This is a genomic window from Neorhizobium sp. JUb45 (genome assembly GCF_004343585.1).
In the GTDB taxonomy this organism is placed as follows: domain Bacteria; phylum Pseudomonadota; class Alphaproteobacteria; order Rhizobiales; family Rhizobiaceae; genus Neorhizobium.
The window spans coordinates 209,931-234,732 of sequence record NZ_SLYW01000005.1 but is presented as its reverse complement, the minus strand read 5'-3'; the positions used below and the strand labels follow the sequence as shown (position 1 = coordinate 234,732).

26 protein-coding genes are annotated in these 24,802 nt (G+C 59.6%); 14 read left to right on the top strand and 12 right to left on the bottom strand.

The features are described from left to right. Nucleotides 1-102: 102 nt before the first annotated feature. The 3 genes from EDF70_RS20430 to EDF70_RS20420 all read right to left on the bottom strand — a co-directional run bounded on the left by EDF70_RS20430 (nucleotide 103) and on the right by EDF70_RS20420 (nucleotide 4,288). Nucleotides 103-837, bottom strand: coding sequence for a Bax inhibitor-1/YccA family protein (locus EDF70_RS20430; RefSeq protein ID WP_132277331.1), 735 nt, complete (start codon nucleotides 835-837; stop codon nucleotides 103-105). A gap of 194 nt (nucleotides 838-1,031) precedes the next feature. After that, complete coding sequence (locus EDF70_RS20425; RefSeq protein WP_132277329.1) at nucleotides 1,032-3,578, bottom strand: ABC transporter permease; 2,547 nt, start codon at nucleotides 3,576-3,578, stop codon at nucleotides 1,032-1,034. Then, the gene (locus tag EDF70_RS20420) at nucleotides 3,575-4,288 is read right to left on the bottom strand and encodes an ABC transporter ATP-binding protein (RefSeq protein ID WP_132277327.1); all 714 of its coding nucleotides are present in this window, start codon (nucleotides 4,286-4,288) and stop codon (nucleotides 3,575-3,577) included. The genes EDF70_RS20425 and EDF70_RS20420 overlap by 4 nt, the downstream gene beginning before the upstream one ends. 92 nt (nucleotides 4,289-4,380) lie before the next feature. Between EDF70_RS20420 and EDF70_RS20415 the strand changes: the two genes are divergently transcribed. The 4 genes from EDF70_RS20415 (at nucleotide 4,381) to EDF70_RS20400 (ending at nucleotide 6,485) form a co-directional block, all read left to right on the top strand. Then, a complete protein-coding gene (locus EDF70_RS20415; RefSeq protein ID WP_132277325.1) occupies nucleotides 4,381-5,043 on the top strand; it encodes an arylesterase in 663 nt (220 codons plus the stop codon). 66 nt (nucleotides 5,044-5,109) lie between these two features. Then, nucleotides 5,110-5,697: an RNA 2',3'-cyclic phosphodiesterase gene (gene thpR / locus EDF70_RS20410; RefSeq protein ID WP_132277323.1), complete on the top strand. Its 588-nt coding sequence runs from the start codon at nucleotides 5,110-5,112 to the stop codon at nucleotides 5,695-5,697. A 29-nt stretch (nucleotides 5,698-5,726) separates the two neighbouring features. Further along, nucleotides 5,727-6,026, top strand: coding sequence for a 4a-hydroxytetrahydrobiopterin dehydratase (locus EDF70_RS20405; protein ID WP_132277321.1), 300 nt, complete (start codon nucleotides 5,727-5,729; stop codon nucleotides 6,024-6,026). A gap of 60 nt (nucleotides 6,027-6,086) precedes the next feature. After that, nucleotides 6,087-6,485 carry a YkvA family protein gene (locus EDF70_RS20400; protein WP_132277319.1) on the top strand — a complete coding sequence of 133 codons (399 nt, stop codon included), beginning with the start codon at nucleotides 6,087-6,089 and terminating at the stop codon, nucleotides 6,483-6,485. Between the two features lie 7 nt (nucleotides 6,486-6,492). On the opposite strand, the gene EDF70_RS20395 is transcribed toward EDF70_RS20400, so the two are convergent. Then, nucleotides 6,493-7,080 carry a sigma-70 family RNA polymerase sigma factor gene (locus EDF70_RS20395; RefSeq protein ID WP_132277317.1) on the bottom strand — a complete coding sequence of 196 codons (588 nt, stop codon included), beginning with the start codon at nucleotides 7,078-7,080 and terminating at the stop codon, nucleotides 6,493-6,495. 325 nt (nucleotides 7,081-7,405) lie between these two features. Between EDF70_RS20395 and EDF70_RS20390 the strand changes: the two genes are divergently transcribed. Next, nucleotides 7,406-7,909 carry an invasion associated locus B family protein gene (locus tag EDF70_RS20390; RefSeq protein WP_132277315.1) on the top strand — a complete coding sequence of 168 codons (504 nt, stop codon included), beginning with the start codon at nucleotides 7,406-7,408 and terminating at the stop codon, nucleotides 7,907-7,909. Between the two features lie 220 nt (nucleotides 7,910-8,129). Further along, nucleotides 8,130-9,371 carry a 23S rRNA (adenine(2503)-C(2))-methyltransferase RlmN gene (gene rlmN / locus EDF70_RS20385; RefSeq protein WP_132277313.1) on the top strand — a complete coding sequence of 414 codons (1,242 nt, stop codon included), beginning with the start codon at nucleotides 8,130-8,132 and terminating at the stop codon, nucleotides 9,369-9,371. A gap of 15 nt (nucleotides 9,372-9,386) precedes the next feature. On the opposite strand, the gene EDF70_RS20380 is transcribed toward rlmN, so the two are convergent. The 4 genes from EDF70_RS20380 to EDF70_RS20365 form a co-directional block, all read right to left on the bottom strand. After that, entirely contained in the window at nucleotides 9,387-11,261 is a 1,875-nt protein-coding gene (locus tag EDF70_RS20380; RefSeq protein WP_132277311.1) for an FUSC family protein, read from the bottom strand. After that, entirely contained in the window at nucleotides 11,258-11,722 is a 465-nt protein-coding gene (locus EDF70_RS20375; RefSeq protein WP_132277309.1) for a MarR family transcriptional regulator, read from the bottom strand. Before EDF70_RS20375 ends, EDF70_RS20380 begins: the two co-directional genes overlap by 4 nt. A 97-nt stretch (nucleotides 11,723-11,819) precedes the next feature. Continuing rightward, nucleotides 11,820-12,461 (bottom strand): LysE family translocator, encoded by a 642-nt coding sequence (locus tag EDF70_RS20370; RefSeq protein WP_132277307.1) that lies wholly within the window; start codon nucleotides 12,459-12,461, stop codon nucleotides 11,820-11,822. A gap of 66 nt (nucleotides 12,462-12,527) precedes the next feature. Beyond that, nucleotides 12,528-13,385: an SDR family NAD(P)-dependent oxidoreductase gene (locus EDF70_RS20365; RefSeq protein ID WP_132277305.1), complete on the bottom strand. Its 858-nt coding sequence runs from the start codon at nucleotides 13,383-13,385 to the stop codon at nucleotides 12,528-12,530. Nucleotides 13,386-13,487: 102 nt separating this feature from the next. Between EDF70_RS20365 and EDF70_RS20360 the strand changes: the two genes are divergently transcribed. From EDF70_RS20360 to EDF70_RS20350, 3 genes are all read left to right on the top strand, one after another. After that, a complete protein-coding gene (locus tag EDF70_RS20360) occupies nucleotides 13,488-13,736 on the top strand; it encodes a type II toxin-antitoxin system ParD family antitoxin (protein ID WP_132277303.1) in 249 nt (82 codons plus the stop codon). Further along, nucleotides 13,726-14,028 carry a type II toxin-antitoxin system RelE/ParE family toxin gene (locus tag EDF70_RS20355; RefSeq protein ID WP_165932078.1) on the top strand — a complete coding sequence of 101 codons (303 nt, stop codon included), beginning with the start codon at nucleotides 13,726-13,728 and terminating at the stop codon, nucleotides 14,026-14,028. Before EDF70_RS20360 ends, EDF70_RS20355 begins: the two co-directional genes overlap by 11 nt. 111 nt (nucleotides 14,029-14,139) lie before the next feature. After that, nucleotides 14,140-15,357: an argininosuccinate synthase gene (locus tag EDF70_RS20350; RefSeq protein WP_132277299.1), complete on the top strand. Its 1,218-nt coding sequence runs from the start codon at nucleotides 14,140-14,142 to the stop codon at nucleotides 15,355-15,357. 83 nt (nucleotides 15,358-15,440) lie between these two features. Here EDF70_RS20350 and EDF70_RS20345 read toward each other — a convergent pair whose 3' ends face one another. Both EDF70_RS20345 and EDF70_RS20340 read right to left on the bottom strand, forming a co-directional pair. Beyond that, a complete protein-coding gene (locus tag EDF70_RS20345; protein WP_132277297.1) occupies nucleotides 15,441-16,652 on the bottom strand; it encodes a multidrug effflux MFS transporter in 1,212 nt (403 codons plus the stop codon). A gap of 26 nt (nucleotides 16,653-16,678) precedes the next feature. After that, complete coding sequence (locus EDF70_RS20340; RefSeq protein WP_132277295.1) at nucleotides 16,679-17,125, bottom strand: MarR family winged helix-turn-helix transcriptional regulator; 447 nt, start codon at nucleotides 17,123-17,125, stop codon at nucleotides 16,679-16,681. 204 nt (nucleotides 17,126-17,329) lie between these two features. Between EDF70_RS20340 and EDF70_RS20335 the strand changes: the two genes are divergently transcribed. The 4 genes from EDF70_RS20335 (at nucleotide 17,330) to ppa (ending at nucleotide 22,766) form a co-directional block, all read left to right on the top strand. Beyond that, entirely contained in the window at nucleotides 17,330-19,420 is a 2,091-nt protein-coding gene (locus tag EDF70_RS20335; protein WP_132277293.1) for a M3 family metallopeptidase, read from the top strand. A 161-nt stretch (nucleotides 19,421-19,581) separates the two neighbouring features. Further along, complete coding sequence (gene typA / locus EDF70_RS20330; protein WP_132277291.1) at nucleotides 19,582-21,402, top strand: translational GTPase TypA; 1,821 nt, start codon at nucleotides 19,582-19,584, stop codon at nucleotides 21,400-21,402. 200 nt (nucleotides 21,403-21,602) lie between these two features. Further along, nucleotides 21,603-22,109 carry a GNAT family N-acetyltransferase gene (locus EDF70_RS20325; protein ID WP_132277289.1) on the top strand — a complete coding sequence of 169 codons (507 nt, stop codon included), beginning with the start codon at nucleotides 21,603-21,605 and terminating at the stop codon, nucleotides 22,107-22,109. Nucleotides 22,110-22,232: 123 nt separating this feature from the next. Beyond that, nucleotides 22,233-22,766, top strand: coding sequence for an inorganic diphosphatase (gene ppa / locus EDF70_RS20320; protein WP_132277287.1), 534 nt, complete (start codon nucleotides 22,233-22,235; stop codon nucleotides 22,764-22,766). 4 nt (nucleotides 22,767-22,770) lie between these two features. On the opposite strand, the gene EDF70_RS20315 is transcribed toward ppa, so the two are convergent. After that, entirely contained in the window at nucleotides 22,771-23,085 is a 315-nt protein-coding gene (locus tag EDF70_RS20315) for a DUF167 domain-containing protein (RefSeq protein ID WP_132277285.1), read from the bottom strand. Between the two features lie 11 nt (nucleotides 23,086-23,096). Beyond that, a complete protein-coding gene (locus tag EDF70_RS20310) occupies nucleotides 23,097-23,441 on the bottom strand; it encodes a YggT family protein (RefSeq protein WP_132277283.1) in 345 nt (114 codons plus the stop codon). Nucleotides 23,442-23,556: 115 nt separating this feature from the next. Here EDF70_RS20310 and EDF70_RS20305 point away from each other — a divergent pair, with 115 nt between their 5' ends. Further along, complete coding sequence (locus EDF70_RS20305) at nucleotides 23,557-24,801, top strand: MFS transporter (protein ID WP_132277281.1); 1,245 nt, start codon at nucleotides 23,557-23,559, stop codon at nucleotides 24,799-24,801. The last annotated feature ends 1 nt before the right edge of the window (nucleotide 24,802 follow it).

The window sequence follows — 24,802 nt, the reverse complement described above, 5'->3', positions numbered from 1 at the left end:
CCTGATGTTGTTCGGTGGGACCAAACCTATGCCCAGCCCCTAAGGGCGGCAATAAAAAGGCGGAGCCGAAGCCCCGCCTTTCCAGAATGGACGAATTCCTGATTAATCGCGGTTTCCAAGGAAGCGCAGCATGAACAGGAAGAGGTTGATGAAGTCGAGATACAGGGTCAGCGCGCCCATTATGGCCATGCGGCCGGTCGTGGTGGCGTCGTTGCCTTCGTAATACATTTCCTTGATCTTCTGCGTATCGTAGGCGGTGAGGCCCGCGAAGATCAGCACGCCGATTGCCGAGATGGCGAAGCCGAGTGCTGAAGATGCGAGGAAGATGTTGACGATCGAGGCGATGATCAGGCCGAACAGGCCCATGATCAGGAACGAACCCATTGCCGACAGGTTCTTCTTGGTGCTGTAGCCGTAAAGCGACAGCGCGCCGAAGGAAGCGGCGGTCACGAAGAACGTCTGAACGATGCTCTGGCCGGTATAGACCATGAAGATCGACGACAGTGAAAGACCCATCAGCGCCGCATAGATCCAGAACGTCGTCTGCGCTGCAGAAACGCTCATCTTATGGATGCGGAAGCTGAGGAAGAAGACGAGCGCGATCGGCGCCAGCATTACCACCCAGCGAAGCGGCGAGCCAAAGATGGCTTGTGCGAATGCCGGGCTGCTGAGCGCTGCGGTATAGGTGCCGTAGGCAGCCAGGCCGGTGATCGCAAGACCGAGCGCCATCAGGTTGTAGACCTTGAGCATATAGGACCGAAGGCCCTGATCGATCATCGCGCCCGACTGTACGCCGCCGCGTGCCATGCGGTTTTGGTAGTTGTAGGGATCAGCCATGGTTTCCTCTCAAAGCTCCCAGATCGTTTCGGTGTGCGGGCAAATGCCGGTCGCCGCTGCGGAGCTCCAGCAAGCATGAAGAGAATATGCTGGCAGTTGCGTTATCATTCAAGGCTTTGAAGCCCGAATCCTGAAAGTGGAGAAAATTTAATGCGCACATGCGGTCGGGGCCTGACGATCGTCAGGCCCATATATCAAAGTTCGCGCAATACGGGTGCCGCCTTCTGTCCCAGAATGCGCCACGTGCCGGCAAGACCGATACCGACCGTCAGCACCAGCGCGATCACCAGCGTCAGCACGGCGACATCCGGCATGAAGGTCGATTGCAGGCGCATGATCTTTGCCACCACATACCAGGCCGCACCGGTGCCGGCGAACAGGGCAAAGATGGCCGTTGCCGTGCCGAGGATCATGTATTCGTAGCTGAAGGCGCGGATCAGCATGGAGCGCGTGCCACCGAGCGTTTTGAGGATCACGGCATCATGGGTGCGGGCGCGGTTGCCGGCAGCAAGTGCGCCGGCCAGCACCAGCACGGAGGCGATCAGCGCCACGGCGGCGGCCGCGCGAATGGCAGTCGCGAGCTGTCCCACCAACTGATCGACAATGTCGATCGCGTCCTTGACGCGAACGCTGGTGATGGTCGGGAACGCGTTGGTCACTGTTCTGAGGATGGCGGCCTCGGCCTGCGGTGATGCGCCGGCATCCGTCAGCGTTGCCAGCCACGCATGTGGCGCGCCCCGAAACGTGTTGGGCGAAAAGACCATGACAAAGTTGATCGAAAGCGATTCCCACTCGATCTTACGGAAGTTGGCGATCCTGGCGGTGATGTTGCGGCCAAGCACGTTGACGGTAACTGTGTCTCCGATCTTCAGCCCCAGTTCGCCCGCTTCTTCCGCCGAGAAGGAAACGAGCGGTTCACCGGTATAATCTTCAGACCACCATTCGCCTTCGACCAGTTTCGAGCCGGTCGGCAGACTGGCGTCATAGGTGATGCCGCGATCGCCGCGCAGAACCCAGCGTCCCGATGGCGGCACGTTCATCTTGGCGACGTCCTCACCGTTGAAGGCGAGAATGCGTCCGCGCAACATCGGCACTTCGGTGATCGTGCCCTGCGGAGATTGCTGCTTCAGGATATCGACAAAACCCTGGCGCTCGGCGCTCTGGATATCGACGAAGAAGAAATTGGGGGCGTTCTGCGTCATCGTGCCGTTCAACTGGCGGCGCAGATTGCCGTCGATCAGCGTCAGTGTGACCAACAGCGCCAGGCCGAGGCCGAGCGACAGGACAACGGACGAAGTGAGCGCACCGGGACGATGGATGTTGCCGATCGCCAGTCGCAGGGCGGGCGAAGAGACACGCGGGCAATGGCGCGCCAGCGCCGATATGCCACCTGCAACAATGCGCAGCAGCACGAATGCCGCAGCAACCGCACCGAGGAAAATGGAGGCGATAAATCGGTCTTCGGCGGCGAAGATCGCCAGTGCCGCAAGGGCTGCCAAGGCAACGCCACCGGCCGCGAGGTAGGGCCAGGAGGGCAGGCGGGCCTGCTCAAAACCCTGTTCGCGGAAGAGCGCTGTGGCCGGTACTTCGCGGGCATGGCCAAGCGGCAGGATGGCAAAGGCAAAGGTCGTCAGAAGGCCGAACAGGGCTGCGATGCCGAGTGCGGACGGATAAAGCGTGACTTCGGCCGGAACGGGCAATGCGCCATCCAGAAAACGCAGGGCGATGAAGGGCGCGATGGCGCCGACGGCAAGGCCGATGGCAATGCCGACGCCGCCCAGAATGAGGATCTGGAACAGATAGGTGATGGTGACGACGAAAGCGGGTGCACCGAGGCATTTCAGCGTGGCGATGGTGGTGCGCTTGCTATCGAGGAAGGCGCGCACGGCGTTGGCGACGCCGACACCCCCGACGATGAGGGCGGTGAGGCCGACAAGCGTCAGGAACTGCGAAAAGCGGTCGACATTTTCCGTCAGCGACGGCGCTGCGCGATCGCTGCTGCGAACAGACCAGCCGGCACTCGGGAACTGTTTGTTGGCGCTGGCGACAACGGCCTTGCTTGTGGTCGGGTCTGCCAGCTTGATGCGGTAGGCATGTTCGACAAGGCTGCCGGTGGTGATCAGGCCGGATGCGGTAAGGGCATCACGGGCAATCAGCAGGCGCGGCGCAAAGCCAAAACCTTCAGAGACCGCATCCGGTTCGGTGACGATCGTGCCCTTGATCTTGATACGCGCGTTGCCGAGCAGCAATTCGTCGCCAACCGAGATGCCGAGACGATCGAGCAATAGCGGCGCAGCGATCGCGCCATACACGTTGTCCTCATGGGTGAGGAGATTGGTGATCGGCATGTTCGGCTCGGTCTTCAATTGACCATAGAGCGGATAAACGCCATCGACGGCCTTCACCTCGGCAAGCGTCTGGTCGGAGCCATCCGGCAGCCGCGCCATCGAGCGGAGGTTGGTGGAGACCGATACCGTGCCGAGGCCGTTGAGGAATGTACGCTCCTCCTCGCTTGCCTCGCGATTGTTCAGTTCGAAACGCACGTCGCCGGCTAGCAGGCTCTGGCCCTGGGTTGCGATCGCGCCGGTTATGGCGCGCGAAACGGAATTCACCGAGGCAATGGCGCCGGTGCCGAGCGCGATACAGGCGAGAAAGATGTAAAACCCGGAAAGGCCGCCGCGCATTTCGCGAAGGGCGAGGCGAAGTGCGATCGACAGGCGGGCGGACGTGCTGTTTCTCATGCGCGGATTGCTTCTCCGACACTACCGGGTGCTGCACCTTCGGCAACGATTTCGCCTGAGCGCACGCGTATCTGCCGCGAGCAGCGAGCTGCAAGTGCGTTGTCGTGGGTGACGAGCAGCATGGTCATGCCGCGTTCGGCCTGTTTTGAAAACAGGAGGTCGGCAATCTGACGGCCGGTCTCGGTGTCGAGATTGCCGGTCGGCTCGTCGGCGATCAGAACCGAAGGCGAGGGGGCAAGCGCACGGGCGATCGCCACGCGCTGCTGCTCACCGCCGGACAGCTGGCCGGGATAGTGATTGAGACGTTCACCGAGGCCGACTGCGATCAGCTCCTGGCGCGCGGTTTCGAACGGGTTCGGCGCATTGGCCAGTTCCAGCGGCACGGCAACGTTCTCGATTGCGGTCATGTTGGCGATCAGGTGAAACGACTGGAAGACGATACCGATATTGCGGCCGCGGAAATCCGCCAGGCCATCCTCGGAAAGCTGGTGGAGCGGGGTGTTGAGAATGACGATCTCGCCGCTATCGAGCCGTTCCAGGCCGGCGAGAACCATCAGCAGGGTCGATTTGCCCGAACCGGATGGGCCAACGATGCCGACGGCTTCGCCGCGGCCGATCTGGACGTCGATATTCTTCAATACATGCACGGATGCGGCGGCGCTGCCGAGGGTAAGATCAGCCTTCTTCAGCTCGATGATGGTTTTAGTCACGCGCAGGCGTCCTATATTGGCATGTACACAGCGGTCATGATGGGATGTCGGCAAGGGGCCGGCGAACAGGTTGGCAATCTAGGAAGGTCTTCATGGGATTGAAAGCGCTCGCACTTCACTTCACCGTCATAACCACGTTGTCGTTAACGGCCTTTTCTGCCGTGGCACAAAGCCCCGCACCAACCCAATCCGTCCAGATCGTCGGTTTTGGCGACAGCCTGATGGCGGGTTATCAATTGCCTCCAAACGAATCCTACACGGCGCAGCTGGAAGCGGCGCTAAAGGTCGAAGGGCTGAGCGTCACGATCACGAATGCCGGCGTTTCCGGTGATACAACATCCGGCGGACTGTCGCGCATCGACTGGTCGGTGCCGGATGGCACGGCAGGCGTGATCGTCGAACTCGGCGCCAATGACGCGTTGCGCGGTATTTCGCCTGAGCAGAGCGAAAAGAACCTCGACGGCATTCTGGCGCGGCTGAAAGAGCGAGGCATTCCTGTAGTTCTGGCGGGCATGATGGCGCCGCCGAACATGGGCGGCGAATATGCCGAGCGTTTCAATCCGATCTATAAAAAGCTTTCGGAAAAATATGATGTGCCGCTCTATCCATTCTTTCTCGATGGCGTTGCAGCCCAACAATCGCTGCAATTGGACGATGGCATGCATCCCAATGCAGAGGGTGTGAAGGTCATGGTCGAGCGCTCTCTGCCGGTTATGCAGAACTTTGTTCGCTCTATTCTTATGGAGAAGAAATAGTAGGTTGCACGGAACCGTCATGCATGTTCCGCTGTTGTCAGATCCGAGAGATTCGAGGAGGTCCCCATGCCGAGACTTTTCACCGCCCTCGAGATACCGCGCAATGTCGCGATGAGCCTGTCACTGCTGCGGGGCGGAATACCCGGAGCACGCTGGATCGATGTGGAGAACTATCACATCACTCTTCGCTTCATCGGCGATGTCGATAACCGCACTGCCGACGAAATCGTTGACCGGCTGGACCGGATCGACCGGCAGGAATTCCAGATCAGTATCAACGGTATCGGTTCCTTCGGCTCTAAGAAGCCGCATTCGGTCTGGGCAGGTGTCACGCCATCCCCCGAAATGGCTGCCTTGCAGGGTGAGATCGAACGGATCTGCCAGCGTATTGGCCTGCCTGCCGAGCCGAGAAAGTTCATGCCGCATGTGACGCTGGGACGGCTGAAATCCTGCCGCCTGGATGATGTCGTGCATTATCTCGGCGGTCGCGGGAATTTCCATGCCATGCCGTTTACGGCCGGCCGTTTCGTCCTTCTGTCATCGAAGGAATCTGTCGGTGGCGGACCTTACGTGACAGAGGAAATCTTTCCGCTGAACGAATCATGGGGGGCGAGCCATGCGGGCGGCGAGCTTCATGAGACCAGCCTCTACTGAAGGCTTCCGATCGATTTCAAAGGTGCATGATGCGACCCCAGAAACTCGAAGCTAAATCCATTGAAGGTGAACTGGCAAACCTTTCCGGCTGGGCCTTGCGGGATGATGGCAAGGCCATCGTCAGGACGTTCAAGTTCAAGACGTTTGTCGAGGCTTTCGGCTTCATGACGCAATGCGCGTTTTTTGCGGAGAAGCTCGATCATCATCCGGAATGGTTCAACGTCTACTCAAAGGTCGATGTGACGCTGTCGACGCATGATGCCGGTGGACTGACCGAGCTTGACTTCAAGCTGGCGCATTTGATGGATAGCGTTGCTGGCCAGGATTGAAGGTATGGCCTGTCATGGCCATATGAGGGGCTCCACGGGGTTCGCTTCGGAGACGCTTTTATGGATGACGTGAAAATCGGTGAGATACTGTTGGCCGGCGACGAGGAAACTCAAAATCGCCGCGAGACGCAGGTGAAAGCCAAATTCTGGCCGACGCTTCGCAAGGCGGCCCGCTACGTTCCGTTTTCGCGAGATCTGGTTGCCGCCTTCTATTGCGCCACCGATTCGAAAACGCCCACTCGGGCCAAGGGTGTATTGCTGGCGGCGCTCGGTTATTTCGTGTTGCCGATCGATATCATCCCGGATTTTCTTGTGGTGGCCGGCTTTACGGATGATGTCGCGGTGCTTGCGGCAGCGCTCAAGATGATCAGCGTCCACATCACCGACGAGCATTACGAGGCTGCCGACCGTGCCCTGGCTGACGAGACGGATGTCGCTGCAGCCTCCGCCGCCAAATAAAGATCCATTACGACGACAATCGATCTGAATTATCGAGCGCTTTGCGCAGGTGCTCGAACGCAAGTCGTATGCGCGATTTGACCGTGCCGAGCGGCAGGCCGGTGCAGGCGGCGATTTCGCTATGCGAATAACCGAGGAAAAACGAGGCGCGCACCAGCTCCATCTGCTCGCCGGGAATGCGGGTCAATGCCTCGCGCACTTGCGCCTCACGCTCCTCGCTTTCCAGCATGGTCTCCATGCCGGGCACGTCATCGATCTGTAGCAGCGGTTCCTTGCCGTCGATCATCCTGGTCTTGATGCGGCGTTGCAGGTCGATATGGCGATTGCGGGCAATGCGGAACAGCCATGTCGAAAGCGACGAGCGATTGACGTCGTAGAGTTGGGCGCGGTGCCAGAGAACCGTCATGACCTCCTGAACGATTTCCTCCGCTTCCTCATTGGCAAGGCCGCGGCGATGCAGCCAGTAATTCAGGCGTGGCGCGAAATGATCGAACAATTGGCGAAATGCAAGCTGGTCGCGATCTTCCGCGACAGCCCTTGCCAGAGCGGCGAAGCGATCTTTCTGGTCACTGTCGCTGAGCACTTCGTCCGTCATTCATCAAAAATCCGTCTCGTATTCAGCTATTCTAATGTCAAAACAGCGTATTGGAAGAGGACAAACTGTTGCCCCATTCCTTGTGTCAGTAAAATATGAGGGGCGCACAGGCCCACATTCGAACTTCAGGTGAAACAAAGTCAAAAACGTGGTTAAAACCGGGTTCAGGCGAAATGTCCCATGATGCCGGAAGTGGTACACCTCCTTCCCTTTCAGGACCGTTCTTCACGGTTTGGTAACCAGAATTTGGTCAAAATAGAGCGATCGCGACCACGCCCGCAGGGACTTCCGGTCGACCGTTCATAAAAAAATTGGCAGGAAACCCATGTTTGCAAGACAGATTGCCATTGCGCTGAGCCTCATGCTGGCAGGCACGAGCATTGCCGCCGCACAGGCGCCGAACCGTATTCAGCAGTTCAAGGCCTGGGGCGCATATTCCTACAAGCAGGGTAACGGCACGGTCTGCTACGTCCTGTCGGTTCCGACCACCAAGGAACCTGCTTCCGTCGATCATGGGGACATCTTCTTCATCGTTTCGCAGCGTCCGGGCCAGAACATCTCCTACGAACCGCAGGCAATGATGGGCTACACGATGCAGGCCAATTCCAAGGTCACTGTCACTATCGATGGCAAGAATTTTGTCATGTTCACCAAGGAAAAGGCTGCCTGGGTGGAGAATGCTGCCGAAGAGCCGGCCCTGGTCGCCGCCATGAAGACCGGCACGAACATGAGCGTCAGCGCCGTTTCCGGCCGCGGCACCAAGACGTCCTACGCCTATTCGCTCGCCGGTATTTCGGCTGCTCTCAAGCAGATCGAATCCTGCAAGTAAGAATTTTATTGCGCGTTTCAGAGAAAGGCCGGTCGCAAGACCGGCCTTCGTCGTTTTTCCAAGACAGGGTGACGCGGCGGCATTTTGATGATAAAGCCCGGCTCAACAGGGTCAGGCCACACGTTGCCGCGGCCGTTTCAGGTTTCACGAACAGACATGCCCCTAGCCTTATCCGCCTGTTTCGCGGTGGCGCTGGTCATGTGCTCGAACGGGATAGAACATGTCAGTCACAGAGGTTTTTGCGCCAGGCGTCGTCGCCAAGAAGCCGCTTGTCGCCAATCCGGATCTTTTCGGTTCCAAGCCATCGCTGATCGGTTTGTCGCGCGAACAGATGGGCGCGGCTCTGAAAGAAAAGGGCATTCCCGAAAAGCAGGTGCGTATGCGCGTCAGCCAGCTGTGGCATTGGCTTTACATTCGCGGCGTTTCCGATTTCGACGCGATGACCAATGTCGCCAAGGACATGCGCGAAATGCTGAAGGCGCATTTCACCATTGCCCGTCCGGAAATCGTCGAGGAGCAGATTTCCAACGATGGCACGCGCAAGTGGCTGCTGCGGTTTCCGCCGCGCGGTGCCGGTCGTCCGGTCGAGATCGAGACGGTCTATATTCCCGAAGAAGGCCGCGGCACGCTGTGCATTTCCAGCCAGGTCGGCTGTACGCTGACCTGTTCCTTCTGTCACACCGGTACGCAGCGCCTGGTTCGTAACCTGACTGCCGAGGAAATTCTCAGCCAGCTTCTTCTGGCCCGCGACCGGCTTGGCGACTTTCCGGGTGCCGACACGCCGCCTGGCGCTTTTGTGCCGACAGGTGACCGCAAGGTCACCAATATCGTCATGATGGGCATGGGCGAGCCGCTTTATAATTTCGACCACGTCAAGACGGCGCTTCTGATCGCCACGGATGGAGATGGTCTGTCCCTCTCCAAGCGTCGCGTGACGCTATCGACCTCGGGCGTCGTGCCGGAAATTTTCCGTACCGGTGACGAAATCGGCGTGATGCTGGCCATCTCGCTGCATGCCGTGCGCGACGAGCTGCGTGACATGCTGGTGCCGATCAACAAGAAATATCCGTTGAAGGAACTGATCGACGCCTGCCGCAACTATCCCGGCCTGTCGAATGCCCGCCGCATCACATTCGAATATGTGATGCTGAAGGACGTCAACGACAGCCTGGAAGACGCTAAGGCGATGGTTCAGTTGCTGAAGGGCGTGCCGGCCAAGATCAACCTGATCCCGTTCAACCCGTGGCCGGGCACAAACTACCAGTGCTCGGACTGGGCAACGATCGAAAAGTTTGCCGATTTCATCAATCAGGCCGGTTACGCGTCGCCGATCCGCACGCCGCGTGGTCGTGACATTCTGGCTGCCTGCGGGCAGCTGAAATCGGAATCGGAACGCATGCGCAAGACCGATCGCCTGGCTTTCGAGGCGATGATGATTGCGGGCCACGGCGAGGACGATTGAGTTCGTCCTTTCCGGTCAGCCTGCGCGCCTGAAGAAATCCTGATTGGCGGCCAGCAGGCCGGCGGTTTCGGTGAGGCCCGCGGCACTCTGCGGATCGATTTCTGTCAGGGTCTTTGCAGCCGTTCTTAAAAGCCGGGTCACGCGTTCCGGCTTTTCGGGCAGGGTGGCGACACTCGACAATGTCGCCTTCAGCGCGCGTCGCGATCCTGCGGACAGGGCCGGCCTTGCCGCCATGTCCCGCACATGCAGAAGCGTGTTGCCAAGTGCAAGTGCTGTCATTCCGCCATCGGATGCAAGGGAACCGGTGCCACCGCTGCGATGCGCCCATCGGGCCAGCAACATCAGCCGGTGATGAATGCGCAAACGCCAGTGTCGGCGGCGCTTCAAGTCGTCAAAATCCCCTTTCGCAATGGCCGTGAGTTCGGAGACGATCAGCCGGATGATGAAATCAAGCCGTCGACGCGGATCGATGGGGACTGCCAGAAACGCCAGATAGGCGCAGACCGGACCAAGCACGACGGCAACTGCCTGCAGCAGCGCGCGCGCAAGATTGTCATCGACCGGCAGGTTCGGGTTCATCATCAGCAGGTAGATGAGATTGTATTCCATGCCGGCCAGCGCCACCCGCCGATGCGCCATGACCGGTGCGCCAAGAAGAATGAGCGGCATGCTCAAAAGGGCTGCCAGCGTTGCGCTCATGGCCATCGGCAGGATGAACAGATGGGCGAACACTGCCGCCAGCGCGCCGGCAACCGAACCGCCAACCACCCAGCGCATCTGCAGGTGAGGGGTCGGAAAGGTTGAGAAGACCGACGTCATGATCGCCGCGCCCATCACCATGTAAGGCCCGAGCGGCCAGCCGGTGATCACCCAGAGCATACCCGTCGCGGCCACGGCGCCGGCCGAACGCAAGGCTGCACGACCTGCGCCGATCCGGTCGCGATGCCGAGGCAGGGCGGGGTGGGACGGGCGCTCCCTGTCGATCGTACCGGCGGTTGGATTGGCCTGCCGCCATGCCGCCGCCACTGCCGTCAGCGAGGCGGCCAGATGCGGTGATGATGATGCGACGTCCGCCGCCAGTGTCGCGATACGGTTTGCCACGGCGTCATCGCATAGCGGCGTGCCCGTCCGATCCGGCGTCGGCGGGATCTTGCCTGGTGCGTGTGGTTTCGGCTCCGTGAGGCATCCGATGATGGCTGCCAGCAATTGCCGGATATCGCGCGCTTGCCGGCGTGTACGCAGCGAGCCTGCGGATACGGCATCCAGTTTTTCGTCCAGCACGGCCATCGCCGCGATCAGCTGCGCACGCTGTTGGCGGTCGGGACCGCCGGCCGCGACATGATCGAGGAAGGTTTCGACAATGGCACGTGTGTCCTGGGCAATATCGGAGGGTTTCGTGGTGCTGAAAATTGCGGCGAGCGTCCCGATCAAGCCGCCGAGGCAGATCGTCAGGATACGATCGAGCGCAAGCGCCGCGATGGAGTCTTCATGCCCATGACCGAGTAGTGTGACCATGGCGGCGGAATATCCCGCCAGCAGGCTGACATAGGACAACGGGCCGGTCAGCAGATTGCCGGTGCCGGCGCAAAGGCCCAGCCACAGGGCAAGGCCGAGAACGATGCCGATTGGACTGCCGCCTGACAAAACGATGAAGCCGATGCCCGCCATCGCGCCTATCGTCGTCCCCGCAATACGCGCGAGGCTTCGTTCCAGACGCTGGCCACGCGTCGGCAGGGCGACGATCCAGACGGTCATTGCCGCCCATTGCGGGTGATCGAGGCCAATCAACGTGCCGAGGCCGAGGGCCACGCAGGAGGCAATGGCGGTGCGCGCCGTCGCCTGCAGGCGCGCGGGGTCGATATCGGTCAAGAAGGAAAGGAGATGTCTCACGGTTTGCCCGCCTTCTCCCTTGCCTGTTCAATCTTCGTCTCCACCCGTTCGAAGAGGTTCAGCATCGCGGCAATGTCGCCATTACCGAACTCTTCCAGCAGTTCGTGTTCGAGCGCCACCAGCCTTGCACGAATGGCCGTCGCGGCCTTTCTGCCTTCCTCTGTCAGATAAAGCCGGCGGGCGCGCCGATCGTTCGGATCAATGCGCCGCTCGACGAGATTGCGTTTCGACAGGATATCGAGGAGCCGGACAAGGCTCGAATCGTCGAGGCCAGACGCCGTTGCGAGTTCCTTTTGCAGCAGGCCATCGCCTTGACGGTAGAGATAGATGAGTGGCGTCCAGCTGGCGTCCGTGAGGCCGCTCTCGGCAAGTCTGTGGTCTATGAAATTTCGCCAGCGGCGGGCGAACACGACGACGGCGCCGCCAAAGACGGCTTTGGGATCATTCGAATTGATGCGCATTCAAATGATTTGCATCAAAACTAATTTGGACGATAGAGGTCTAACGGCATGACTGCCGTGCAGTTTCCGCAGGTCTATGATCGTTTTGACCGATGGCTCAGCGGGCCTGCGTCAGAAAGATTTTGGCGGCGAACACCGAAAAGACGCCGGCAAAAGTGTAATCCATGCCGCGCAGAAATTTTGGATTGGCCTGCAGCCAGCCGGCCAGCTTATCGGCAGCGAGCACTGCCGCCACGTTCACCGGCATGCAGATGATGATGAAGTACACGCCAAGGAAGATCAGTTTTCTGGTGACATGCGGATCGCCCGCCGTGACGAATTGCGGCAGAAAAGTCATGAAAAAGATAATGACTTTGGGGTTGAGGATATTCACCCAAAATCCCACGGAAATGTTGGCGAAGGGACTGCTTTCGGCCTTGTCCACCTTCTGAACGGACAGGCTTGAGCCGAAGCGGATCGCCTGGATTGCCAGCCAGAGCAGATAGGCGGCACCGCCGGTCTTGAGGAAAAAGAACGCGGTTGGCGATGCGGTGATCAGCGCCGAAACGCCGAAGGCGACGAGAAGCGTGTGGCAGACGACGCCAAGGCTGGTGCCGAGAACCACAAACATTGCCGGCTTGCGGCCCTGGCCAAGCGCGCGGCTGATGGACAGGGTCATGTCCGGGCCGGGGGTCAGTGCGAGAAGCAGGCCTGCGGCGGAGAAGGCAAGCAGGGTGGCAATGCTGGGCAGGAATTCCATGGGTGCACTCGAAAGCCGGATGGTCGATATGCTTGTGTACCCGGCTTTCGTGTTCCTGCCAATGGATCAGCGACCGCTGATGAATTCCTTGGAAGCCTCTGCATAGTCGGGATGCCAGCGCGACAGCGGCGGCCGGTTTTCGATGACGTCTCCGATCGCCCAGGCCATGCGGCGTTCGTCGGTGGCGCGATCGACATCATTGTCCGGGCAAAGGATGTAGAAGTCGCCGCGTTCGATGCTCCGGAGCATGAATTCGACCGTCTGTTCCGATGTCCATGCCCCCTCCGGTTTTTCCGTGCGGCCACCCGCAGCAAGGGGCGTGAACACGAAACCGGGGATCAGCAGGTGGGCTTCGACATTGCATTCCGGCGTGTTGCGCAATTCGTGCTGCAGGGCTTCGGTAAAGGCTTTCACGCCGGCCTTGGAGACATTGTAGGCCGGGTCGCCCGGCGGCGTGGTGATGCCCTGTTTCGAGCCGGTGTTGATGATCAAGGCCGGCTCCTTGTGCGCGATCATGCCGGGACCCAAAACGCGGCTGCCATTGATGATGCCCATCAGGTTGACGGCCAGAATGCTGTCCCAGTTTGCCTGCGGGCCGAAGACGCTGCTGCCCGGCTGGATACCGGCATTGTTCATCAGCACATGCACGCGGCCAAACCGCTGGATGACGGCGCGTTCCAGCGCTTCCAGCTGGTCGATACGCGAAACATCGGTCGGTATGGCGACGACATCGGCTTCTCCGTCTTCTGCGAAGCTTGTGACTTCGCTTGTGGCTTCGGCAAGGCGGTCGCCTTCCAGATCGACGAGTACGACACACATGCCAAGCCGGGCGAATTCTTTTGCGGCGGCAAGTCCGATACCGGAGGCCGCACCGGTGACGACGGCGACATTATCCTTCTTGATGGCAGGATGGGTAACGGCCATGACGGATCTCCTCTGCGAGGCTGCTGTTCAAAGGTGGGGACGCATATGGTACGGTGACGATACTGCGTCAACATGACGGAATGGCCAACCGGAGCAAGCCTGATGGGCGAGATCACATCGATCAGCGTGGATGAGGAATTGACGGCCTTCGTCAGGCAGCAGGTCGATGACGGCCGTTACCCGTCCGAGAGCGCGGTGATCGAAGACGCCCTGCGGATGCTCAAGGAGAGCGAAGAGGCGGCCATTGACGCGATCCGCACCGCGATCGAGGAGGGTGAGGCTTCGGGAGAGCCCGAGACGTTTGATCCGGATGCGTTTCTGGCCGAGATCCATCGTAAACATGGGCGATGAGCTGAGGCGCTACAAGCTTTCGCCACGAGCGAAGCGGGATCTCCTGGAAATCTGGCTTTATACCCGCGACACGTGGTCCATCGTCCAGGCGGACAGCTATTACCAAGAACTGATCAATTCGGTGGAAGCTTTGGCGACGGGCGTAAAGCGCGGCAAGCCGATTGACGATATCCATTACGGGTATCTCAGTTTTGCGTCCGGTTCGCATCGTATCATATACCGCCACGCGAACCGCCAGGTTCTTGTCATCCGCATCCTCCACCAGCGCATGAACGTTCGCCAGCATCTCTGATGCCGTTTCACCGGGTTTCCCTTGCGTGGCCCGCGAAACTCGCTAAAAAGTTCGGCGATCCAATTGGGCGGACTGCTGTCCGCCAACCACCCGCAGACGGATATTTTCGCCATGGCTCTCCCCAAAGACGTAAAGAAGGTCGTTCTCGCCTATTCCGGCGGTCTCGATACCTCGATCATCCTGAAATGGCTTCAGACCGAACTGAACGCTGAAGTCGTCACCTTCACCGCCGATCTCGGCCAGGGTGAAGAACTCGAGCCGGCCCGCAAGAAGGCCGAGATGATGGGCATCAAGGAAATCTATATCGAGGACGTCCGCGAAGAATTCGTGCGCGATTTCGTATTCCCGATGTTCCGTGCCAATGCCGTATACGAAGGCGTCTATCTGCTCGGCACTTCGATCGCCCGTCCGCTGATCTCCAAGCATCTGATCGACATCGCCAAAAAAACCGGCGCCGATGCGATCGCGCATGGCGCCACCGGCAAGGGCAATGACCAGGTTCGTTTCGAACTGTCGGCTTATGCGCTTAACCCGGATATCAAGATCATCGCTCCTTGGCGCGACTGGTCGTTCAAGAGCCGTACGGACCTCCTGAACTTCGCCGAACAGCACCAGATCCCGGTTGCCAAGGACAAGAAGGGCGAAGCGCCGTTTTCCGTCGATGCCAACCTCCTGCACTCCTCGTCCGAGGGCAAGGTTCTGGAAGACCCGGCCGTCGAGGCTCCGGAATACGTGCATATGCGCACGATCTCGCCGGAAGCTGCTCCCGACAAGGCCACCGTCATCAAGGTCGGTTTCCGCAAGGGTGATGCCTGCTCGATCAACGGTGTCGAAATGTCGCCGGCCACACTGCTGGCAGCACTCAACAACTATGGCCGCGACAACGGCATCGGCCGTCTCGATCTCGTCGAAAACCGCTTTGTCGGCATGAAGTCGCGTGGCGTCTACGAGACCCCCGGCGGCACGATCCTGCTCGCCGCTCACCGCGCCATCGAATCCATCACGCTTGACCGTGGCGCTGCCCACCTCAAGGACGAGATCATGCCGCGTTACGCCGAGCTGATCTATTACGGCTTCTGGTTCTCGCCGGAACGCGAAATGCTGCAGGCGCTGATCGACAAGAGCCAGGAGCATGTCGAAGGCGAAGTGACGCTGAAGCTCTACAAGGGCAATGTCATGGTCATCGGCCGCGAGAGCGACAAGTCCCTCTATTCCGACCAGCTGGTTACGTTCGAAGACGACCAGGGCGCCTATGACCAGAAGGACGCAGCCGGCTTCATCAAGCTGAACGCTCTGCGCCTGCGCACGCTCGGCAAGCGCAACAAGTAATTTCTCTGGCGGCTTCGGCCGCCAGATGTCTGATCTAAGAACCCGTCCTGCCTCGTGCAGGGCGGGTTTTTTATTGCCGCCTGTCAGCGACGCCGGTTGAGGGCGAGATAACCGAAATAGCTGGCAATGGCGATCAGTTCCATTGCCGGAATGATGATGCTGAAGGCCAAGACGGGTGATCCGAGTGCCGCCGCCGCAAGCCCTCCGGTAAAACCAAAGCCCATCTGGATGAAGCCCATGATCGCCGATGCCGAGCCGGCAATATGCGGGAAGGGGGCGAGCGCCATGGTGACCACCTGGGGCGTGATGAAGGAGAGGCCAAAGGTGCAGATGGCGACCGGTCCCATGATCGAGACTAGCGTTGCCGGTAAAAGCATGTTCCAGCTGAACATCAGAAGCGCGCCGAAGCCGATCAGGGCGAGGCCGATGCGCACGGCGCCGGGGCCACCGATCCGGCTGGAAACCCGCTTGAGAACGAGGGATCCGGTGAAATAGGCACCGGATTGCATCAGCATGGACAGGCCGAATTGCGTGGGCGTGAGGCCGACTGCGCCGATCAGCACGAAGGGCAGCATGGTCGACTGGGCGTAGAGCGCGCCGACCGAACCGCCGAGGATGAGTGCGGTGGTGAGGAAACGTGGTTCCGACAGCGTTTCCCGATAAGCGGAGATCAGCCGCGCGGGGCGGATGCGCGTGCGATCCGGGACCGTGGTTTCCTTCAGCAGAAAGAACACGCTGGCGACGATGCCGACACCGAACAGGACCATCAGGATGAAGACGGATTCCCAGCCGAAAGCCGAAAGAGCCAGGCCGCCGATGGTCGGTCCCATTGCAGGACCGATCGCCACCATGATGCCGACGAGGTTCATGATGCGCGCGGCCTCTGCGCCAATGAAGAGGTCGCGGACGATGGCGCGGGCGACGGTAACGCCTACAGAGGCGCCGATGCCCTGGATCAGGCGGCCGATCAGCAGCGCTTCCACCGATGTGGCGAAAACGGAGATCAACGCACCGAGAAGATATATGGCCATGAAGGCGATGGTGGTCTTGCGACGTCCAAAAGCATCCGATGCCGGCCCTGCCAGCAATTGCGCCATGGCAAAACCGCCGAAATAAAGTGACAGGCTAAGCTTGATCGCCGCTTCCGTCGTACCGAATGCTTTCACCATTTCCGGCATGGCGGGTGTGGAAATCGCCATGGAGATCGGGCCGATCGCCGTCAGCACCGCTCCAAAAATCGCCACCCGGCGCTCGCTCATGCGTTTCTTTTCGGGCGGCACCACGGAACTGGTCATCAGGGGGTATGATCTCGGCAGGAGGCTCAGGGCGTTTCGGCAAGAAGATTGTCATGCACGGTTTCGAGTACGCGCATGAAAATTTTAACATCGTTTTCGGCCAGACCTTCGGTCGCCTGTGCGATCAACTGGTCGAGTTCATGGCGGATACGCTTGATCAGATCGTGCGATTTCGGCGTCAGCACCACCTGCTTGGCGCGGCGGTCGGTGGGGTCCGGTTGGCGCTCGATCAGGCCGGCGGCCTGCAGCTTGTCGAGAAAGGCGCAGACCGTCATCGGTTCTATGCCCATGCGGGCAGCGATATCCAGTTGTCGGCCGTCCTTGAGGATTTCCACGTTCAACAGGGTCCGTGCTTCCGCCGGGGTTACCTCCAGCCCTGCCTGAACGATACGCCGCTCGAAAGCTGCCCGCAGCACGCGTGCGCTGTCGGAAATCAGGAAGGTCAAGGTGTCGGTGTTCTGCTTTGCGTCCATCGATCCTGCTGCCGTTGCCGCGGGCACCCTTACTCAGTTCCACCGTCAAGGAAAACCGAAAAGCCGAAAAGCCGGTGTTTTCGTCTGATCGGGCCGCGACAGATGCGCGCTTTACTGCGCCTGTCGCAGATACCCTCCCAATCCTCGAAGGTTTCTCCTATGTAATACCGACGAGACTCACATCGATGCAGAGGAAAAGCGCGCATGGCGACCGAAACGCAAATCAATCCGGCCCTCATCGACTGGAACGGCCCCAATGGTCTTCCGAAATTCGAACTGGTGAAGGACGAGGATTTTGCCATCGCCTTCGATTCTGCGCTGACTGCGCATGAAGCGGAAATCGATGCGATTGCCGACAACACGGAAACACCGACCTTCGAGAACACAATCGCAGCACTGGAAATTGCCGGTGACGCGCTGTCACGCGTCTCGTCTCTGTTCTGGAACAAGGCGGGCGCACATACAAACGAGTTGATCCAGTCGCTGGAGCGCGAAATCGCGCCAAAAATGTCGCGGCATTATTCGAAGATCGGCATGAATGCTGCCTTGTTCGCGCGCGTCGATGCGCTGTGGGACGGCCGCTCGACACTGGAGCTCGATCTGGAGCAGACGCGTGTTCTCGAGCGCCACTGGAAAGGTTTTGTGAAAGCCGGTGCAAAGCTTTCCAGGGATGAGCAGCAGCGTCTTGCAAAAATCAACGAAACGCTGGCCGGCCTCGGCGCCAGCTTCGGTCAGAACGTGCTGGCCGACGAAAAGGACTGGTCGCTGATCCTGACGGATGAAGCGGACCTTGCCGGTCTGCCGGCGTTTGTGCGTGATGCGATGTCGTCGGCTGCGGAGGACCGCGGTTCGCCGGGTGCCTTTGCCGTGACCTTGTCCCGTTCGATCATCGAGCCGTTCCTGACGTTTTCCGAGCGTCGCGAATTGCGCGAACAGGCTTTTGCGGCATGGGCGGCGCGTGGCCGCAATGGTGGCGCCACCGACAATATCGGCATCGTCCGCGAAACGCTGGCGCTGCGCTTCGAAAAGGCAAAGCTGCTGGGCTATGCCGATTTTGCCGCCTTCAAGCTCGACAACACGATGGCCAAGACTTCCGAGGCCGTGAACGGCCTGCTGCATCAGGTGTGGGAAAAAGCGCGTACCAAGGCGCTGGAGGAAGAGGCGAGCCTGTCCGGGCTGATCGCCGAGGAAGGCAAAAATCATGCGGTCATGCCGTGGGACTGGCGTTTTTACGCGGAAAAGCTGCGTGAGCGGATGTTCGATTTTTCCGAGTCGGAACTGAAGCCGTATCTGCAGCTCGAAAAGATCATCGAGGCCTGCTTCGATGTTGCCACGCGCCTCTTCGGCGTCGAGATCAAGGAAGTCTCCGGTATTGCCGCCTATCATCCGGACGTGCGGGTATTCGAAGTGCGCGATGAGGAAGGCACGCTGAAGGCGATGTTCCTCGGTGATTATTTTGCCCGCTCTTCCAAGCGCTCGGGTGCGTGGATGAGCGCGTTCCAGTCGCAGCACAAGCTGACGCTGAAAAGCGGCGCAGAGGGCGAGCTGCCGATCATCTACAACGTCTGCAATTTTGCAAAGCCCGCCGCCGGCAAGCCGGCGCTGCTGTCGCTCGATGATGCCCGCACACTCTTCCACGAATTCGGCCATGCGCTGCATGGCATGTTGTCCAATGTCACTTATCCGTCGGTCTCGGGCACCGGTGTCTCGCGCGATTTCGTCGAACTGCCGTCGCAGCTTTACGAACATTGGCTGACCGTGCCGGAAATTCTCGAAAAATATGCCGTGCATCACGAGACCGGCAAACCGATGCCGAAAGCTTTGCTCGACAAGGTTCTGGCGGCACGCACCTTCAATGCCGGTTTCGCGACGGTGGAATTCACCTCGTCGGCGCTGGTCGACATGGCATTCCACACGCGTGGCCCGGTGGAGGATCCGCTCGCGGTTCAGGCTGAGGTGCTGGATGAGCTTGGCATGCCGGCCTCCATCGTCATGCGCCACGCCACGCCGCATTTCCAGCATGTCTTCTCTGGTGATGGTTATTCGGCCGGTTATTATTCCTACATGTGGTCTGAAGTGCTGGATGCCGATGCCTTTGCTGCTTTCGAGGAGACCGGCAATGCGTTTGATCCGGTGCTGGCGCGCAAGCTGAAGAACAATATTTATTCGGTTGGCGGCTCGATCGATCCGGAAGACACCTACAAGGCTTTCCGCGGCAAACTGCCTGATCCGACGGCAATGCTGAAGAAAAAAGGTCTGGCCGTTATGGGAGAGCTGTCGGGCAGCGATGGCTGAATTTTCGCCGGCGAATTGTCATCGGTTCTTCGCAGACGGGTCTTAAGGAGAGGCGAAAATCTTCGCCCCCTTTCGCAAACGGGAAAAACAGGCTAAGAGCGCGCCAACAGAAATTGGCGCCTTCTCCCAATAGTCGCGCCCCAGCCCCAGAGAAACTTGATATGGCACTTCGCAACATCGCGATCATCGCGCACGTTGACCATGGCAAAACAACGCTTGTCGACGAGCTCCTGAAGCAGTCCGGTTCGTTCCGTGAGAACCAGCGCGTTGCAGAACGCGTGATGGATTCGAACGATCTCGAAAAGGAACGCGGCATCACCATTCTCGCCAAGGCGACCTCGGTGGAGTGGAAGGGCGTTCGCATCAATATCGTCGACACCCCCGGCCACGCCGACTTCGGTGGCGAAGTTGAGCGTATCCTCTCGATGGTGGACGGCGCGATCGTTCTGGTCGACTCGTCGGAAGGCCCGATGCCGCAGACCAAGTTCGTGGTCGGCAAGGCGCTGAAGGTTGGTCTTCGCCCGATCGTCGCGATCAACAAGATCGACCGTCCGGACGGCCGCCACGAAGAAGTCATCAACGAAGTTTTCGACCTGTTCGCAAACCTCGACGCCACCGACGAGCAGCTCGACTTCCCGATCCTTTACGGTTCCGGTCGCGATGGCTGGATGAACGTCAACCCGGAAGGCCCGAAGGACGAAGGTCTGGCACCGCTGCTCGATCTGGTTCTCAAGCACGTTCCTGAGCCGACCGTCGAAGAAGGTCCGTTCCGCATGATCGGTACGCTTCTCGAAGCCAACCCGTTCCTCGGCCGCATCATCACCGGTCGCGTCGCTTCCGGCTCGATCAAGCCGAACCAGGCCGTCAAGGTTCTGGCTCAGGACGGCAAGACCGTTGAAACCGGCCGTATTTCCAAGATCCTCGCATTCCGCGGCATCGAGCGTACCGCTATCGATGAAGCAATCGCTGGCGACATCGTTGCCATCGCCGGTCTGTCCAAGGGTACCGTTGCCGATACGTTCTGCGATCCTTCGGTCTCGGAAGCGATGACGGCTCAGCCGATCGATCCGCCGACCGTCACCATGTCCTTCATCGTCAACGACAGCCCGCTTGCCGGCACCGAAGGCGACAAGGTCACCAGCCGCGTCATCCGCGATCGTCTGTTCAAGGAAGCCGAAGGCAACGTTGCACTGAAAATCGAAGAAGCCGAAGGCAAGGATTCGTTCTACGTGTCCGGCCGTGGCGAACTTCAGCTCGCCGTTCTGATCGAAACCATGCGCCGCGAAGGCTTTGAGCTTGCCGTGTCGCGTCCGCGCGTCGTCATGCACAAGGACGAGAACGGCGTCACCATGGAGCCGATCGAAGAAGTCGTCATCGACGTTGATGAAGAACATTCCGGCGTCGTCGTTCAGAAGATGTCCGAGCGCAAGGCCGAGATGACCGAACTGCGTCCTTCGGGCGGCAGCCGCGTTCGCCTCAAGTTCCTCGCTCCGACCCGCGGCCTGATCGGCTACCAGTCGGAACTGCTGACCGACACGCGCGGTACGGCCATCATGAACCGCCTGTTCAACGACTATCAGCCTTACAAGGGTGAAATCGCTGGCCGTTCCAACGGCGTTCTGCTCTCCAACCAGTCTGGTGAAGCTGTCGCTTACGCGATGTTCAACCTGGAAGATCGCGGCCCGATGATCATCGAGCCGGGTGAAAAGGTTTATGCCGGCATGATCATTGGCATCCACACCCGCGATAACGACCTTGAGGTCAACGTCCTGAAGGGCAAGCAGCTGACGAACATCCGTTCGGCCGGCAAGGACGAAGCCGTCCGCCTGACCCCGCCGATCCGCATGACGCTCGACCGCGCTCTCTCCTGGATCCAGGACGACGAGCTGATGGAAGTGACGCCGAAGTCGATCCGCCTGCGCAAGATCTACCTCGACGCCAACGACCGCAAGCGCTTCGACAAGTCGAAAGCCGCTCTCTGATCTACGTCTTAACCAAGACCATAAAACCCGGCCTCAGTGCCGGGTTTTTTAATGTGCTTTGGTTCGGCACAGGCTTGTCGTGATCGTTAAAAATGCGTTAACCTTCACGGAAGTTTAATGGCTGATTAGCCTGTGGGCAACGCAACCCGGAGTCACTGCCGGGATTGGCGAATCAGCCCTCGCGGGACCAGAGTGGCGTTATGAAGACGTTATCCATAGATGTGCGGCGCGCCGAGCCCAATGATGCCCGGGAGATCTCCGAGGTGCACCGGGCTGCGTGGGCGCAGGCCTATACGGGCCTCATCCCCCACAAGCCGCTCACGCAGATGCTGGAGCGCCGAAACGAAAACTGGTGGCGCAAGGCTGCGCGCGGCCCCGCAACGCTGCTGGTGCTCGATGTCGCCGGAACCATTGCCGGTTACGCCACTGTCGGCCTGAACCGGGCCAAGGCGCTGCCTCAGGATGGCGAAATCTACGAAATCTATCTGCGCCCGGAATATCAGGGCATCGGCCTTGGCCGCCGCCTGTTCGGAGAAACGCGCCGCCTGCTGAAATCGCTTGGCTGCAACGGGCTTGTCGTCTGGTGCCTGGAGGACAGTGAGAGCGCCACGAGTTTCTTCCGCCGTCATGGCGGTCACGATCTTGCCGAAGGCATGGAGGATTTCGGCGGTGCGCATCTGCGCAAGATCGGTTTCGTCTGGCCGTAAATGCCGCGATGGTGCGGCTGCCTGTCCGAGCATCACTCGGATTGGATGGTAAATGGCAGGTTGCCATGGCTTTCAAATCCCGATATCCAAACCCTCGAATGTTCAACATTATCGAGGATTAGAATGCGTATCGACGCGATTTCCATCGGCAAGAATCCGCCTGAAGATGTCAATGTCATCGTTGAAGTGCCGGTCGGCGGTCAGCCGATCAAGTACGAGATGGACAAGGATGCAGGCGCGCTGGTCGTCGATCGTTTCCTCTACACGCCGATGACCTATCCGGGTAACTACGGTTTCGTGCCGCACACATTGTCGGAAGACGGTGACCCGATCGACGTCCTGATCTGCAACACGCGTCCGCTGGTTCCGGGTTGCGTCATCAACGTCCGTCCGATCGGCGTGATGATCATGGAAGACGATGGCGGCAAGGATGAGAAGATCATCGCCGTACCGTCGCCGAAGCTGACGCGTCGCTACGACAAGATCCAGAACTACACCGATATGCCGGAAATCACGCTCAAGCAGATCGAGCACTTCTTCGAGCACTACAAGGATCTGGAGCCCGGCAAGTGGGTGAAGATCGGCGGCTGGCAGGGCGTTGACGTTGCCAAGAAGCTGATCGTCGAAGCGATCGAGCGTTACGAGGCGCAGAAGTAAGCCTTCAGGCGCCCGTCAGCATATCCAGCTGTTTTGACAAATCCTCCGGGTCGCCATCGATCCGGAGGATTTTTTTGCGCGCTGTTTCCCCGGTGATGACGGTTATCGCGCTTTTCGGTACGCGCAGCTCTTTTGAAAGAAGCGCGATGAGCGCCTTGTTCGCCTTGCCGTTTTCGGGAACTGCGGACACGCGCGCCTTCAGATAGGCGTCGCCATCGGCATCCTTCTCGATGCCGTCGATAGAATCGCGGCCCCCGTTCGGCGTCAGCCGGACCGAGAGCCGCAGATGGTCGTCATGCAGTCTGAACGGCGTGTTCAAACCAGCCGTATTCAAGAGACCAGCGAGATCAGCGCCGGTGCAATCGGGTTCGCGATGATCATCTGCAGGAAATAGATGAGCAGGATCAGCACGATCGGCGAGATATCGATACCGCCGAGGTTCGGCATCACGCGCCGGATCGGGCGCAGAACCGGCTCCGTCACGTTGTAGAGGAACGAACCGATCGAATTGACGAACTGGTTGCCCGAATTGATGACGTTGAACGCGTAGAGCCAGGAGAAGATGGCGCTGGCGATAAGAATGTAGACAAAAAACGTCAGTGCCATCTGAATGACTTGGATCAGAGCGAAAATAATGCCCGCCATCGAGTTCTCCATTTCGTGGTTGACAGACATGTAGACATTGAGGCCTTAACGAGCAAGTACCGCGCCGTTGGCTCAGACGAAACATGTTTAACGCGCGCTCATGACAGGCCTGCCGGTTTTCCGGCCCTCTGAAAGTGCGTTTCCAATGAGCATCTCGTCTACGGGGGACCGTTTTGCCGCTTTCCGGCACCGCTCCTACTCGCTGTTCTTCTCATCCCGCTTCCTTGCCGCCTTCGCCATCCAGATCGTCAGTGTCTCGGTCGGCTGGCAGATGTATGAAGTCACGCGCAACACGCTGTATCTCGGGTTGATCGGTCTCGTTCAGTTCCTGCCGGCGCTGTTGCTCATTCTTGTCACCGGTTCGGTTGCCGACCGTTATAATCGGCGTGTCATCGTTTCGGCCTGCATGGCGCTGGCTGCCATTTCTGCCGCAGCGCTGCTTGGGCTGACACTGGCCGGCGCATTCGAGCCGCTGCCTGTGTTCATCATTCTCGTCCTGTTCGGCATCGAGCGCGCCTTCATGGGGCCGGCCGTGCAGTCGCTTGCGCCCAATCTGGTGCCGGAAAAGGATCTGGCCAACGCCATCGCCTGGAATTCGTCGTCATGGCAGATGGCATCGATCATCGGCCCGGTGGCCGGCGGTCTGCTCTATGGTCTCGGCGCGTCGGTTGCCTATTCGGTTGCGCTGGGCATGTTCATTCTCGGTGCCGTTCTGGTCTCGATCATTCCGAAACCGGCGCAGCGGACGTCCTCCAAGGCCACAAGCTGGACGGAAATCCTGGCAGGCTTCCACTTCATCAGCCGCGAGAAGGTGGTGCTGGGTGCCATTTCGCTCGACCTTTTTGCCGTGCTTCTTGGCGGCGCGGTGGCGCTGATGCCGGTGTTTGCCACGGATGTGCTGGCACTCGGCCCGCTCGGTCTCGGCCTGCTGCGCTCGGCGCCGGGCGTCGGTGCCATCATCGTGGCGATCTGGTTGGCGTTCCGGCCCATCCAGCACAATGCCGGCATCGCCATGTTCGTCGGTGTCGCGTTGTTCGGTATCGGAACGGCAATTTTCGGCTTGTCGCAAACGCCATGGATTTCGATTGCAGCGCTTGCCCTGATGGGCGCTTCCGACATGATCTCGGTCTATGTGCGCGAAACGCTGATTGCGCTCTGGACGCCGGACGAGGTGCGCGGCCGCGTCAACGCCGTCAACAGCGTGTTTATCGGCGCTTCCAACGAACTGGGCGAGTTCCGCGCCGGCACGATGGCACATATCATCGGTGCGGTTCCGGCTGTCGTCATCGGCGGGTTTGGAACACTGGCGGTGGCGGTGATCTGGTCGCTAAGCTTTCCGCAACTGCGCAAGATCGACAGCCTGCAGGCGCCGGATCGGACGGAAAGATAAG